Below are 14,302 nucleotides of genomic sequence, written 5' to 3'. Positions count from 1 at the left end.
AGGCGAATTCGTTGGGCTTAGGGAGAGAGAGTGAATCGATGTCGCGTAACATGCTCAACGGCGCCCAGGTCATCGTCGACTATCTGATCCAGGAAAAGGTGCCGCAGGTGTTCGGCCTGTGTGGCCACGGCAACATCCAATTCATCGACGCGCTGTATGAACGTTCCCACGATATCAAGACGATCTCGGTGCATCACGAGAGCGTCGCCGGCTTCATGGCCGACGTTTACTACCGCGTCTCGGGCCGGCCGACGGCGACGTTTACCTCCTGCGGGCCCGGCTCGGCCAACCTGCCGATCTCGCTTGCGAATGCCTTTCTCGATTCCGTGCCGTTCCTGGCGGTGACCGGCAACGTGCCGACCAGCCAGTTCAACCGGGGCGCCTTCCAGGAGATGTACCGGCATCACCAGGCCGATTTTCCTTCCACCGTGCGCACGATCTGCAAGAAGGTGTTCCAGCCGACGCGCGGCGAAATGGTGCCGCTGGCGGTCCGGCAGGCCTGGAAGACCATGACAACGGGCCGCCCCGGGCCTGTCGTGCTCGACGTGCCCTTCGACGTGTTCATGGAATCGGCGGCCGAGGAGGCGCCGAACGCGATCGAGTGGAACGCCAACATATCGAGCCGCTGCGGCGCCGATCCGGAGGGCGTGGTGAAAGCCGTCGACATGCTGCTCGGTGCCGAGCGGCCGGCGATCATCGTCGGCCAAGGCGTGCGCTACGGCGGCGCAGCGGAGGAACTGCTGCGGCTCGCCGAGCGGCTGCAGATTCCGGTCGCGGCTTCCGCCAGCGGCCTCGGCGCGATCGACTGCAACCATCCGTTGGCGCTGGGCCTCGTCGCGCGGGCCGGCCACTACCAAGCCAATCACGCGACGCGTCAGGCCGACGTGCTGCTGGCAATGGGGATGCGGTTCGACGATCGTACCTCGAGCTCGTGGATTCCCGGCTATTCCTTCACCATTCCGCCGACGCGTCTGATCCATGTCGATATCGATCCGGAGGAGATCGGCCGCAACTATCCGGTCGCGCTCGGCCTGATGGCCGACGTCCGTACCTTCCTGCGGCAGGTTCACGCCGAACTCGATCGCCGCGGCGATCTCGCGAAGAAGCTGGACGCGCGCAAGAAGTGGCTCTCGCAGATCGATGGCTATCGGAGAGAGTGGGACAAGTTCGTCGCCCCCGGATTTTCCGACGACACCACGCCGATCAATCCGCAGCGCGCCGCGCTCGAAATCGACAAGGCGCTGCCGGAAGATGCCATCCTCGTCAGCGACATCGGGGTGCATCACAACTGGCTGCTCGGCTTCTGCAAGCCGAAGCGGCCGGATTCGCTGATCGGCTCGATGGGGTTCGGTCCGATGGGCTTTGGCGTTGCCGGCGTGATGGGCGCGAAGTTCGCGGCGCCCGATCGTCCCTGCGTGTCGGTGTGCGGCGACGGCGCGTTCTTCATGCACGCCAATGTGCTGGGGACGGCTGTCGAATACAATCTGCCCGTGGTCTGGGTGGTCTGGAACAACTACGCCTACGCCTCGATCCGCGGGCTACAGCGCGGCTATCTCAGTGGCCGCGAGCTCGCGACCGATTTCCACGATCCCAACACCGGCGAGCGCTACAATCCGGATTTCGCGGCGATGGCCCGTTCCTGCGGCGTCGAGGGCGTGCGCGTCGATCGCGCCGGCGATCTCGGCGAGGCCATCCGCAAAGCCATCGCGGCGAACAAACCCTATCTGATCGACGTCGATATCGCCGCCGACATCAATCCGGTCGGTGCGGGCGTCTGGGAATTGCCCGGGCTCGGGCAGAGCAAGGCCGGTATCGGCACGCGCTACCAGCCCGCCTGATCTCACTTCGAGGAAATCACATGCTGCTAGCAGGCAGGAAAGTCGTCGTCGTCGGTGGTTCCTCCGGCATCGGCATGTCGACCGCGGAGATGGCGAAGCGCGAGGGTGCAGACGTCATCATTGCGTCCCGCAATGTCGAAAAACTCGACCAGGTGGCGGAGAAGCTGAACGCCATCGCGATCCCCGCCGACGTCACCAGCGATGATAGCGTGGCAAAGCTGTTCCGCCGTTGCGGTCCGGTCGATCATGTCGTGGTCACGGCGGCGCAGCTTCGCACCGGGGCGTTCAAGACGGTGGCGATGGAAGATGTGCGCGTCACCATGGAAGGCAAGTTCTGGGGCGCGTGGCGGGTCGCGCGCGAGGCCGAAATCCGCGCCGGCGGCTCGCTGACCCTGGTCTCGGGTTTTCTCAGTGTCCGTCCGCGGCCGAACTCGGCAATCGTCAGCGCCGCCAACGGCGCGCTGGAGTCGCTGGCGAGGGCGCTCGCGCTGGAATTGGCGCCGGTGCGTGTCAATGCGGTCTCGCCGGGCGTGATCGACACCCCGATCCGTGCTGCGATGCCGGAAGAGGCGCGGCGCGACATGCTGGCGAAGACGGCGGCGGCGCTGCCGGCCGGGCGCGTCGGTGCGGCTGAGGACATCGCGCGGCAAATCCTGAGCTTCATGGCGAACGGTTTTGCGACCGGATCGATCGTCTATGTCGATGGCGGGGCGCTAGTGATCTGACCGGCAAAGGAGGCAATCATGGCTCCAGAAAACAACGGCGCCTTTATCCGCAATATCGCCGAAGTGCCGTGGCGCGAATTCCCCAATCACTTTGGCGGCGCCCTATCAAAGCCGCTGGCGATGCCGGAGACCGCGGGCTCCCGCCACATCGACTATCGCATCTCGATGTACCAGCCGATGGCCCATGTCGCGCGCCACAAGCACCTCGTGCAGGAGCAGATCTATCACGTGCTCGAAGGCGAGGGGCTGATGGAGATCGCGGGAAAAAATCACGTGGTGCGCAAGCACGACGTCATCTTCCTGCCGCCCGGCGTCGAACACGCCATTTCGAATTCGGGGTTGGTCGATCTGGTGTTCCTGGTGATCACCTCGCCGGTAACGGATGAGGAGAAACCGGTGTGAGCTGCGTTTCCCGGGCGCAGCGCAGCGCGTTAGCGGTGCGCTGCAGAACCGGGGTCCATACGCTGTTGGTGGGTCCCGGCTCTGCGGCGCAGCGTTGCACGCTGCACCGCGTCCGGGACACGGAACCAAGAATCACGCCGCAAGATCCTGCAGCAGCAGTGACGAGCCGCGAATCAGCACCTTGCGTCCCTTCGCGGTGATAACCGGCACATCGCCGTGCATCACGGCGAGTTCGAGCGCGATCAGGCCGTCGATCGTGGTGCGGCTCATGCGCGGCAGCCGCGACTCCGGCGTCCGCAATGCCTTCAGCGTTTCCCACTGCGCCGGTGTCAGCTCGTAGTCGAATTCTTCGTTCATGGTGCCTCGGCTTCCCACAATTCTTGTGGCGCCTCATAGCGAGCGCACATGAAATTCGTACGACCGCAACGAGACGGGATTTCGACAAGCGACGACGTTGCTGTCACATCATCGTGTCATTGGAATCGATCGATTTTTTTCGAATCACGCGGGGCGACCAAAAACAAACAACGCCGGCGCAGATCGCGTGAGCAGGGGCGCGTCAAAAAGACCGCCCAACGGCCGCAATCCTTAAGAGAAGGTTACTAATTAAAGGTAAACACACGGGGCGGGAGTAATACGGTTCCGCCACTGTATCTACAATTCTCGCGGACACATCACGACTATCCCCGCCGCACGCTCGCGCCGCCATCGACCGGCAGTGTCACGCCGGTGATAAAACTCGCTTCGTCCGAGGCGAGGAACAGCGCGGCGTTGGCGACGTCCCAGCCGGTGCCCATCTTCTGGCGCAGCGGCACCTTGCTGTCGCGTTCGGCCTCGACCTCGGCGCGGCTCTTTTTGAATTCGCGGGCGCGGGTGTCGACCGCCATCGGCGTGTTCATCAGTCCGGGCAGGATGACGTTGGCGCGGATGCCGTATTGCGCGTTCTGGTAGGCGAGCTGTTCGGTGAAGGCGATCATCGCCGACTTGGTCGCCTTGTAGGCGACGTACGGATAAGTCGTGATCGCGGCCATCGAGGAGATGTTGATGATCGCGCCACTTCGTTGCGCCCGCATGATCGGGATGACGTGCCTGGCCGCCCACACGCAGCTCTTAAGGTTGATCGCGACGCAGCGGTCGAACGCTTCCTCGCTGATATCGAGCAGTTCGGCGTCGCCGCCGGCCAGGCTGACGCCGACATTGTTGTGCAGCACGTCTATGCGGTCCCAGCGTGCTTGCGCATCCGCCACCATCGCCTTCAACTCGGCGCTTTTTGTGACATCGGCCCTGAAGGCTGCCGCGGTGCCGCCGCTTGCGGCGATCATGTCGACGGTCTCCTGCGCCGAGGCTGGATTATGATCGACGCACAGCACTTTGGCGCCCTCGCGCGCAAAGGTCAGCGCGGTGGCGCGGCCGTTGCCGATGCCTTCGCCGGGGCTCTGGCCGGCGCCGACGACGATGGCGACACGATCTTTTAGGCGCATCTCATTCCACTCCCCGCATCGGGTACTGTTTCCGGATCATGCTCTAGCCGTAGAGCGCTTGGTGCTCCTGCTCGTAGTTAGCGTAGGAATCCTTGATGCTCGCCATGTTCAACAGCATGGTGGCGACCGGTGTGTCGTCGGCTGCGAACACGGTGGTGCGGACCCAGACGCTTTCGGTGCGGCGGCTGCCGCTGAGCGCGACGACCTCGCGTTCGGTTGCATAGGTCTCGCCGACGAATAGCGGCCCGCGCAGCAGGCGAATCTCCTGATCCGCGAACAGCCCGACCGCGGGGCCGCGGACCGGCAGCCGGTCTTCGCGGGCGCGGTACTGAAACAGCACGCTCAGCATTTCGAACGGGATGATCGCGCGGCCCCAGGGATTGAGCTCCTGGGAATAATACGCGGATGGTTCGGTGATGAGCTTCAGCTTCTGCTCAAGCGAAAACGGATAGAGATCGCCCATATGCTGGTCGAAATCCATTTTCACGGCCTGACGCGGCGTCTTCATGCCAACCTTGACGTCGGCGAGGATGACGGGATCGGCGAGCGGCTTCAATTCGCCGAGTCGCCGGGAAAGTGCTGTTTCCATTACGTCGCCGACGGAAGCGGTGCCGCGCAAAATCTCGGTGCCGTCGTGCTTGGTCATCCCGATCGCACAAGTCGTTTGCCCCGGCTTCGGTTTCTCGATGTTCGCCTGCACTTCTTCGCCTTCGAAGGCGGGATTGCGGTAGTGCGCGGACAGGCAGCCGGTTTCGAACCAGGCCTGGCCCCAGATGCGTTCGCACAGCGGCGCGAACTGGCTGAAATGGGTCGGGCCCTCGATGGTGCCGCCCTGAAAGCCGAGCTTCTGCGCGGTCGCATCGTCGTGGATCGAGGCGTGCGAATCGTAGACCTGCGCGTGGAGCATTTGCCTCGGGCTCCGCCACGGCCCGACGAGCAGATTACCGCTCTCCAATATCTCGGTTCTGAAGGCCGGTTCTGTCATCGCTGGCGTCTCCCTTTATTCCTAAGCGTTTCAAAGAAGGAAGGCTTCCGCAAGAGGCCCGGCCGATCCACAACACGGGCGAGATATGCCCTGCGGCCATGAATTCACGCTGGGCACGCATAGCAAAATCGGTGCATGCTGTTCGCAATTAGACCGGTTCAAATAACCGGCGGAACGTGCGACGGGGAGCGGACGAATGGCGTTGATGGAAGTGGGACTGGACGACAAGTACCGTCTGGATGCGAAACGGATTTTTCTGTCCGGTACGCAGGCGCTGGTCCGGTTGCCGATGTTGCAGCGCGAACGCGATCGCGCACAGGGGCTCAATACCGCAGGCTTCATCTCCGGCTACCGCGGCTCGCCGCTCGGCATGTACGATCACGCGCTGTGGCGCGCCAAAACTTTCCTCAAGCAGCATGACATCGAGTTCTCACCGGGTCTCAACGAGGACCTGGCGGCTACCGCTGTATGGGGGAGCCAGCAGGTCGGCATGTTCCCGGGCGCCAAGGTCGATGGCGTATTCGGCATCTGGTATGGCAAGGGCCCCGGCGTCGACCGTTCCGTCGATGCGCTGAAGCATGCCAACTCCGCCGGCACCTCGCCGAATGGCGGCGTGATTGCGCTGGCCGGCGACGACCATGGCTGCCAGTCCTCGACGCTCGCCCACCAGAGCGAGCAGGTGTTCGCGGCAGCCTTGATGCCGGTGGTCAACCCGGCCACGCTGCAGGATTATCTCGATCTCGGCATTTTGGGCTTTGCGCTATCGCGCTATTCCGGCTGCTGGGTCGGGTTCAAGGCGATTTCCGAGACGGTCGAAAGCTCGGCCTCGATCGTCAGTGATTCCGACCGCATCAAGATCATCACGCCCGACGATTTCGAGATGCCGCCGGGCGGGCTTTCGATCCGCTGGCCCGATGCGCCGATGGAGCAGGAGCGGCGGCTGCACGGTCCGAAGATGCAGGCGGTCGCCGCATTCGCGCGCGTCAATCGCTTCGACCGTATCGTGCTGGATTCAAAGCCGGCGCGGCTCGGCATTATGGCGACCGGCAAGGCCTATCTGGATCTGCGGCAGGCGCTGGCCGATCTCGGCATTACCGATGTGGAAGCGCGGGCACTGGGATTGCGTATCTACAAGGTGGCGCTGACCTGGCCGCTGGAGCAATCCGGCGCGCGGGCCTTTGCCGAAGGCCTGCAGGACGTGCTCGTGGTCGAGGAGAAGCGCGGCTTTATCGAGGACCAGCTTGTCCGCATTCTCTACAACATGGATGCCGCGAAGCGCCCTTCGGTGGTCGGCAAGCTTGACGAGGGCGGCGCCATGCTGTTGCCGAGCGAAGGCGAATTGACGCCGACCATGGTGGCGGCGGCCGTCGTGGCGCGGTTGCGAAAACTCGGTCATCGCAGCCCGGCACTGGAGCAGCGTCTCGCAAAACTCGAGGCGTTCGACCGTCCCGTGGACGGCGTCGGGACCGCAAAGCTGCAGCGGACACCGTATTTCTGCTCGGGCTGTCCGCACAACACCTCGACCAAGATCCCCGAGGGCAGCCGCGCGATGGCCGGCATCGGCTGTCACGGCATGGCGCTGTCGGTGCCGAACCGCCGGACGCAAACGATCTCGCATATGGGCGCGGAGGGTGTCACCTGGATCGGGCAGGCGCCGTTCACCAGCGAGCCACATGTGTTCCAGAATCTCGGTGACGGCACCTACACCCATTCCGGCCTGCTCGCGATCCGCGCGGCGGCGGCTGCCGGCGTCAACATCACCTACAAGATCCTCTATAATGATGCGGTCGCGATGACCGGCGGCCAGCCGGCCGAAGGCGGGCTTTCCGTATCGCAGATCGCGCACCAGGTTTCGGCGGAGGGCGCCAAGCGGCTTGCCATCGTCTCCGACGATCCCGAGAAATATCCGACGAGTTATTTCCCTTCTGGCGCGACCGTTCACCACCGCCGCGAGCTCGACTCCGTGCAGAAAGAGCTGCGCGAGGTCAAGGGCCTCACGGTCCTGATCTATGACCAGACCTGCGCGGCGGAAAAGCGCCGGCGCCGCAAGCGCGGACTCTATCCGGATCCGCCGAAGCGCGTCTTCATCAACGAACGCGTCTGCGAAGGCTGCGGCGACTGCTCTTCCGTTTCGAACTGCGTCTCGGTGCAGCCGCTGGAAACCGAATTCGGCCGCAAGCGGCGGATCGACCAGTCGAACTGCAACAAGGACTTTTCCTGCATCGAGGGCTTTTGCCCGAGCTTTGTCACGGTGCATGGCGGACGCTTGCGGAGGGCCGATCGGGCGGCGGCTGATCCCTCGGCGCTGTTTGCCGATCTGCCGACGCCGGCGGGCCCCGCGCTCGATGGCGCCTACAACATCCTCGTCACCGGCATCGGCGGCACCGGCGTCATCACCATCGGCGCGCTGCTCGGCATGGCCGCGCATGTCGAGGGCAGGGCGTGCTCGACGCTCGACTTCACAGGGTTATCGCAGAAGAACGGCGCTGTGATGAGCCACGTCCGCATCGCGCCGCAGGCCGACGATCTCTCGACCGTCCGCATCGCCCCTGGCGGCGCCAATCTCATCCTCGGCTGCGACATCGTGGTCGCCACCAGCATCCCCGCGCTGAGCCGGGCCGAGCGCGGCGTGACGCGGGCGATCGTCAATGCCGACCTCTTGCCGACCGCGAGCTTCGTCATCAATCCCGACCTCGATTTCGAGGCGGGAACGATGCGGGATTCGCTCAACGAGGCGGTCAGCGCATCCGACCTCGACATTCTCGATGCCACCGGGCTTGCCACCGCGCTGATGGGCGACAGCATCGCCACCAACGCCTTCATGCTCGGCTTTGCGTTCCAGCGCGGCGCAATCCCGCTGTCGCTGGAAGCGATCATGAAGGCGATCGACCTCAATGGCGCGGCGATCGAGATGAACAAGCTCGCGTTCTCCTGGGGCCGGCTCGCGGCGCACGATCTGCCGCGCGTCGTCAGCGCCGCACGCTTCAAGAGTTCGGGCGCGGCGCCGGTCCGCCGCACGCTCGACGAAAGCATCGCGTTCCGCGCCAAGTTCCTGACGGACTATCAGAATGAGGCCTACTCGAAGCGATACCTCGCCGAGGTCGAGCGCGTCCGCGCCGCGGAAGCCAAGGCCGCGCCGGGCTCGCATGAACTGACCGAGGCTTTTGCCAAGGGCCTGTTCAAGCTGATGGCCTACAAGGACGAATACGAGGTCGCTCGGCTTTATTCCGACGGCGAGTTTGCAAAAGCGCTGAAAGAGCAGTTCGACGGCGAGCCGGGGGTCAAGGTCAGCCTCGCGCCGCCGCTGCTGGCATCCCGCCATAGACTGACCGGGCATTTGCGCAAGCGCGAATTCGGCTCCTGGATATTCCGCGCCTTCGACATCCTGTCCCGCTTCAAGTTCCTCCGCGGCACCGCGTTCGATCCGTTCGGCTATTCAGCCGAGCGGCGGATGGAGCGGGCCCTGCCGGGCGAATATTCCGCGATGATCTTCCGCCATCTCGACATGGCCAAGCCGCATGACTGGCCGCGTCTGGTGGCGCTGGCGAAATCAGCGGAACTCGTTCGCGGCTATGGCCATGTCAAGGAAGCCAATGTCGCGAAATACCGTGCGGAGTGCACGCGGCTGGAAGCGGCGATCGGCCAGCCGGTGGCGCAGGCCGCCGAGTAGGGGCTGTTCATCCGGCACGTGAAGTTTTTCACGGGCTGGCTCAGTCACCGGTAGCCCTGAGGGCGGGAACTGCTGGAATTGTCCGGCCGGCGCCCTACATATCGGCTGTTCTTAATTCTTTGGGTTGATTTCAGGAGGCCCGCGATGGTCCTGAAAAACGCTATTGCCGCGGCACTTTGCACGGTGCTCCTGATGTCGGGCAGCGCCGCGCTGGCAGACGAATATCGCGCGGGCGAACTCCTCGAGCTCGATCCTTCCCAAGCCATGCTCTCACCGAAGCGACTCGGCCCGGAGACGCGATTCGCCCCGGTCCGGATCGAGGCCAGAACCGATCGCAAGCAGGTGAAGACGGAGCGCGTGGTCGTGCCAAAGCCCGCCGCCGCGTCCAAAACGGCTGCGCTCAAGACTGCTGCGCCTAGGACTGCTGCGCCCAAAACTGCTGCCGCCAAGACTGTCGCGCCCACGACTGTCGCGCCCAAGACTCACGTGGCGCATGAGCGTGTGCAGAAACCGCGCGGCTCTGCCCGCACCAAATTGGCGCGACCCCACAGCAACCCGCTCGACGCGCAGGCCCGCGACACGCGGATCCAGACCTGGCCGTGCAAGTCCGGCGGCATCTGCGACTGGCAGCGGTAGTTGCTACAACTCTTCACCTTCATCCACTTGTCGCAAAACCTTCGGCCAGCATTCAAATTGCTCGGGCACACCTTCGTCGTGATTCGACGAGGGGTGTTCGATGCCGATTGCGATTCGGGCCAAGCCCGCTCTGACGCGGCGTCAATGGCTGGTCCGCTCTGCCGCGACATTCGCCGTCGCTGGTTTCGGCGGCCTCGCCAGACCCTACCTCAGCCGCGCCGCGGCTCGGCCGCTCGTCACCAGCGGCATTCAATCGGGCGACGTCTCGGCCAATTCCGCGGTGGTCTGGGCGCGCGCCGACCGGGCGGCGCGGATGCAAGTCGAGTGTTCGGCCAGCGAAGATTTCAAGACCATCATTGGCATGGCTTCCGCCGATGCGTTGCCGGATGCCGACTTCACTTCGAAAGTTCTGCTCGACGGACTGCCGCCGGGGCAGGATATTTTCTATCGCGTGCGGTTTGAAAGCGAGCCGGGGATCGCCGGCGAGGCGCAGGTCGGGCATTTTCGTACCGCACCCACCACACGGAGCAGCGTATCATTTGCCTGGTCGGGCGATACGACGGGGCAGGGCTGGGGCATCGACGAAAGCCGCGGCGGCATGCGGACTTACCGGACCATGCTCGACAACCGTCCGGACTTCTTCATCCATTGCGGCGACCACATCTATGCGGACTGCCCGGTGGAGCGGGAACTGACGCTGCCCGACGGCGGGGTCTGGCGAAACCTCGTTACCGACGAAAAGTCTGTCGTTGCCCAAACCCTCGCGCAGTTCCGCGGCAACTATAAATACAACTGGCTGGATCCAAATTTTCGCGCCTTCCATGCGGCCGTGCCCTTGTTCGCGCAATGGGACGATCACGAGGTCACGAACGACTGGGCGCCGGTCGGCACGGCCGACGCGAGTGGCTATGCCGAGGACGGCACCTCGCATCTGGTGGCGCGGGCGCGCCGCGCGTTCCATGAATTCATGCCGATGCGCGCGACGCCCGCGCAGGACGGCCGCATCTATCGCAAGATCGCCTACGGCCCGCTGCTCGATGTCTTCATGATCGACATGCGCAGCTACCGCGATTCCACGTTGAACCAGCGCGACGACCACAGCGACACCTGCATCCTCGGCGCGGCGCAACTGGCCTGGCTGAAGCGCGAGCTGGTGGCCTCCGACGCCACGTGGAAGGTGATCGCGGCCGACATGCCGATCGGCCTGTTCAGCGAGGACGCGATTGCGCTCGGCGACGGTCCGCCGGAGCGGCGCGAGCATGAGATCGCCGATTTGCTGTCGTTCATGAAGCGCGCCGGCATCCGCAACATTGTGTGGCTGACCGCCGACATGCACTACACGGCCGCGCATCACTACGATCCGAACCGCGCGATCTATCAGGACTTCGAGCCGTTCTGGGAATTCGTTTCCGGCCCGCTGCATGCGGGCACTTGGGCGCCGGCCCCGCTCGACAATACGTTCGGCCCGAAAGCGATGTTCCAGAAGGGGTGCAGCGGCGAGAATCTCGCTCCCTGTTTCGGCCTACAGTTTTTCGGTCGCGTCGACATCGACGGCAAGACCGGAGTCATGACCGTGACATTGAAGGACGTCGACAACCACGACCTGTGGTCGGTCGATATCGAGCCCCGCCCGGATGCGCGGCCCGGCCGGATCATGGCGCAGCATATCTGAGGCGTTCGGCCGCCAGGCCGTCGGCACGGAATTCCTGACGACCTTCCATGTTCGCGCCTCATAGTCTGGCTAGGCTTCATCGCTCGGGGGCGTGTACTGCCGGAACGGCAGCCGGAGGTTGCACGTCGTTTCTCGATGGGGCACAATTCGCCTGTCCCTCCCGACCGGAGTGCTGCCATGTTTGTTGCCGAGAGCAAACGCCTGACGCATCAGGGCGCGAAAAGGATCATGGCGACGGCGCTGGAATTGGCCGGCCAGGCCAATATCGCGATCTCCTGTGCCGTCGTGGATGCCGGTGGCCATGTGATCCTGATCGAACGAATGGACGGCGGCCGCTTCCATACCGTGCACTCCTGCACCACCAAGGCGGTCTGCGCCGCGTCGAACCGGCGTCCGACAACGGCGAAAGGCGCGGCCGGCCAGGACCTCGACGTCAGCCATGCGATCGGGCTCGCGCTCGCCGCCGGACCGGAGCGGTGGACGGCGATGGAAGGGGGCGTGCCGGTGCTGGTCGACCGCGAATGCATCGGCGGTGTCGGCGTCAGCGGCGGCGATTGGGAGACCGATTTGCGGATCGCCAGGTCGGCCGTCGAGTCGATCGGTGCGAAGTGGGAATGAAGTAGCAAGGACCGAAGCCGGCCGGACCAAGGCGGCCTTTGGGAAGGGCACGGTCTTTGAGAGCAAGGTCCTTGGGAGGGCGAAGTGATGAGTGCCGATCCGCTCCGCGTGGCCTGTATCGGGATGGGATGGTGGTCCGACGTGCTGGCGGATGCCATCCAGCGCTCGGGCAAGCTCGAGATCCGCGGCTGCTACACAAGGTCGGATGAGAAACGCAAAAATTTCGCGGCAAAATACCGCTGCCGGCCGGCCGCGAGCTACGAGGCGCTGCTGGCCGATGCCGAGATCGAGGCGATCATCAATACGACGCCGAACGATGTGCATCTCGCGACGACCTGCGCTGCCGCGGCCGCCGGCAAGCACGTCTTTCTGGACAAGCCGATCGCCAACACCATCGCGGACGGCCGCGCCATCACCGAGGCCTGCCGCAAGGCCGGGGTGGTGCTGGCGCTCGGCTATCAGCGGCGGCGCGAGAGCCATTTCCGCTACATCAGGCGAGAGATCGACGCCGGCCGGTTCGGCAGGCTCGTCAATGCCGAGGCGAATATCAGCCGCGACCGCCTTGGCAAGATCGATCTCACCTCCTGGCGCTACCAGGCTGCAGGCATGCCGGGCGGCGTGATGCTGCAGATCGGCATCCACTATGTCGACGTGCTCACTCACCTGATCGGGCCGATCCAGGCGGTACGCGCACAGTCGGCGCAACTGGTGCTGCCCGGTGACAATCCGGATGTCGCGAGCCTGATCCTGCAGCATGAGAACGGCGCGCTCTCGACGCTGAATGCAAGCTACGCCTCGGCGTCCGAGTACTACCTGATGAACGTCTACGGCAAGGAGATGACGGCGTTCTACGACTTGCACAACGGGCTCCGGTTGCTCAAGCGCGGTGAAAGCCAGCCGATCGCGGTACCATGCACCAACAACGATACCCTGGTCGAAGAGCTCGAGGAATTTGCCGCGGCGGCGCGCGGGCAGCGCCAGCACGAAGTCGGCGGCGAGGAGGCGACGCGATCGCTCGCGGTGGTGCGCGCCGGCATTCTTTCGGCGCGTGAGGGGCGTTCGGTCGAGGTCGCGGAAATATTGAACGACGGAAACGTGTGACCGCGCAGCAGCAAGGGACAGGAGCGCGTTATGAAACCTTGCACGTGTCTCTGGAAGGCCTGCCTGGTTGCGATGCTGTTCGCTGGCATCGCAGGATCGGTGCGTGCGCAGGATTACCCCTCCAGGGCGATTACGGTGATCGTGCCGTTCCCTCCCGGAGGCGCCAGCGACGTGGTGGCGCGGATCGTCACCAACCAGATGTCGAAGATGCTCGGGCAATCCATCGTCATCGAGAATGTCAGCGGCGCCGGCGGCACGGTCGGTAGCGGCCGCGTCGCGGCTGCCGCACCCGACGGCTATACCCTGCTTGCCGCTGCCATGGGCTCGCATGTTGCAGCGCCAGTGCTGACGCCGAACCTCAAATACGATCCCGTTGCCGACTTCGTGCCGATCGGCATCACCGCGCATTCCCCGGCAGTCGTGATCGCGCGGAAGGATTTCCCGGCAAACGACCTGAAGGAGTTCGTCGCAGCGCTGCGGCAACGGGGCGACGCGGTGAAGCAGGCCCATGGCGGCGTCGGTGCCTCCTCGCATATGGCGTGCCTGCTGTTCACCGCGGAGCTCGGCGCGAAGCCGGCGCTCGTTGCCTATCGCGGATCAGGCCCGGCCTTGAATGACCTGGTCGGCGGTCACGTCGACTTCATGTGCGAGCAATCGGTCAGCGTGGCGGAGTCGGTTTTGGCCGGTTCGGTCAAGGCTTTCGCGGTCTCGGCTGCGAAACGCCTCGAAACGCTGCCGAATGTTCCGACCGCGGGGGAGGCTGGCATCAACTACGAGATGAGCGTCTGGGCGGGACTGTTTGCGCCGAAGGGCGTTTTGCCCGAAATCATCGCGAGGCTTTCCGATGCGCTCGACCGGGCGCTCGATGAGCCCGTCGTGCGCGAGCGGATCGCCCAGCTCGGCGGCTCGATCCCGGCAAAGGACGAGCGCAATCCGGCGGCATTCGACCGTTTCGTTCGATCCGAGATCGCACGCTGGGCACCCATTCTCGCCGTGGCCGGAACAGGGAAGTGAGGCGTCTCGTGTGTCACATGAAATGGGCTTAGAGCGTCACCGTGAGATGGCCGCTACGGCCAGCGGTACGGAAAGCGCAATGTCCTTACTATCGCACCCCTGACCTGTCTTGGATCGCTGTTTGCGGGCGATCTCAATAGCGGCCAATTTCGCTGAGTGA

The 14,302-nt window shown here is 64.4% G+C and carries 12 protein-coding genes; 9 read left to right on the top strand and 3 right to left on the bottom strand.

Annotated features, from left to right (window positions below):
• Window positions 1-38: 38 nt before the first annotated feature.
• From V1290_RS09940 to V1290_RS09930, 3 genes are read left to right on the top strand one after another with little or no spacing between them, the layout of a single operon-like run.
• On the top strand, window positions 39-1,838 hold the full coding sequence (locus V1290_RS09940) for a thiamine pyrophosphate-binding protein (RefSeq protein WP_334364236.1): 1,800 nt from the start codon (window positions 39-41) through the stop codon (window positions 1,836-1,838).
• 20 nt (window positions 1,839-1,858) lie between these two features.
• Complete coding sequence (locus V1290_RS09935; RefSeq protein ID WP_334364235.1) at window positions 1,859-2,563, top strand: SDR family oxidoreductase; 705 nt, start codon at window positions 1,859-1,861, stop codon at window positions 2,561-2,563.
• Between the two features lie 18 nt (window positions 2,564-2,581).
• The gene (locus tag V1290_RS09930; protein WP_334364234.1) at window positions 2,582-2,965 is read left to right on the top strand and encodes a cupin domain-containing protein; all 384 of its coding nucleotides are present in this window, start codon (window positions 2,582-2,584) and stop codon (window positions 2,963-2,965) included.
• Window positions 2,966-3,097: 132 nt separating this feature from the next.
• Here the strand turns inward: V1290_RS09930 and V1290_RS09925 are convergent, their stop codons facing one another.
• From V1290_RS09925 to V1290_RS09915, 3 genes are all read right to left on the bottom strand, one after another.
• Window positions 3,098-3,322: a hypothetical protein gene (locus V1290_RS09925; RefSeq protein ID WP_334364233.1), complete on the bottom strand. Its 225-nt coding sequence runs from the start codon at window positions 3,320-3,322 to the stop codon at window positions 3,098-3,100.
• Window positions 3,323-3,645: 323 nt separating this feature from the next.
• Entirely contained in the window at window positions 3,646-4,446 is an 801-nt protein-coding gene (locus tag V1290_RS09920) for an SDR family NAD(P)-dependent oxidoreductase (RefSeq protein WP_334364232.1), read from the bottom strand.
• A gap of 43 nt (window positions 4,447-4,489) precedes the next feature.
• The gene (locus V1290_RS09915) at window positions 4,490-5,431 is read right to left on the bottom strand and encodes a hypothetical protein (RefSeq protein WP_334364231.1); all 942 of its coding nucleotides are present in this window, start codon (window positions 5,429-5,431) and stop codon (window positions 4,490-4,492) included.
• Between the two features lie 196 nt (window positions 5,432-5,627).
• On the opposite strand from V1290_RS09915, the gene V1290_RS09910 reads away from it, so the two are divergent.
• The 6 genes from V1290_RS09910 to V1290_RS09885 all read left to right on the top strand — a co-directional run bounded on the left by V1290_RS09910 (window position 5,628) and on the right by V1290_RS09885 (window position 14,142).
• Window positions 5,628-9,101, top strand: a complete 3,474-nt coding sequence (locus tag V1290_RS09910) for an indolepyruvate ferredoxin oxidoreductase family protein (RefSeq protein WP_334364230.1) — start codon at window positions 5,628-5,630, stop codon at window positions 9,099-9,101.
• Window positions 9,102-9,245: 144 nt separating this feature from the next.
• Window positions 9,246-9,737, top strand: a complete 492-nt coding sequence (locus tag V1290_RS09905) for a hypothetical protein (RefSeq protein ID WP_334364229.1) — start codon at window positions 9,246-9,248, stop codon at window positions 9,735-9,737.
• A gap of 100 nt (window positions 9,738-9,837) precedes the next feature.
• Window positions 9,838-11,409, top strand: coding sequence for an alkaline phosphatase D family protein (locus V1290_RS09900; RefSeq protein WP_334364228.1), 1,572 nt, complete (start codon window positions 9,838-9,840; stop codon window positions 11,407-11,409).
• 177 nt (window positions 11,410-11,586) lie between these two features.
• Entirely contained in the window at window positions 11,587-12,027 is a 441-nt protein-coding gene (locus V1290_RS09895; protein ID WP_334364227.1) for a GlcG/HbpS family heme-binding protein, read from the top strand.
• A gap of 87 nt (window positions 12,028-12,114) precedes the next feature.
• Window positions 12,115-13,128: a Gfo/Idh/MocA family protein gene (locus V1290_RS09890; RefSeq protein WP_334364226.1), complete on the top strand. Its 1,014-nt coding sequence runs from the start codon at window positions 12,115-12,117 to the stop codon at window positions 13,126-13,128.
• A gap of 30 nt (window positions 13,129-13,158) precedes the next feature.
• Window positions 13,159-14,142 carry a tripartite tricarboxylate transporter substrate-binding protein gene (locus V1290_RS09885; RefSeq protein ID WP_334364225.1) on the top strand — a complete coding sequence of 328 codons (984 nt, stop codon included), beginning with the start codon at window positions 13,159-13,161 and terminating at the stop codon, window positions 14,140-14,142.
• Window positions 14,143-14,302 lie beyond the last annotated feature (160 nt).

It is taken from the genome of Bradyrhizobium sp. AZCC 1578 (assembly GCF_036924675.1).
GTDB lineage: Bacteria > Pseudomonadota > Alphaproteobacteria > Rhizobiales > Xanthobacteraceae > Bradyrhizobium.
Note: the sequence above shows the minus strand (reverse complement) of the source record. Positions and strands in the feature narration are given on the sequence as shown.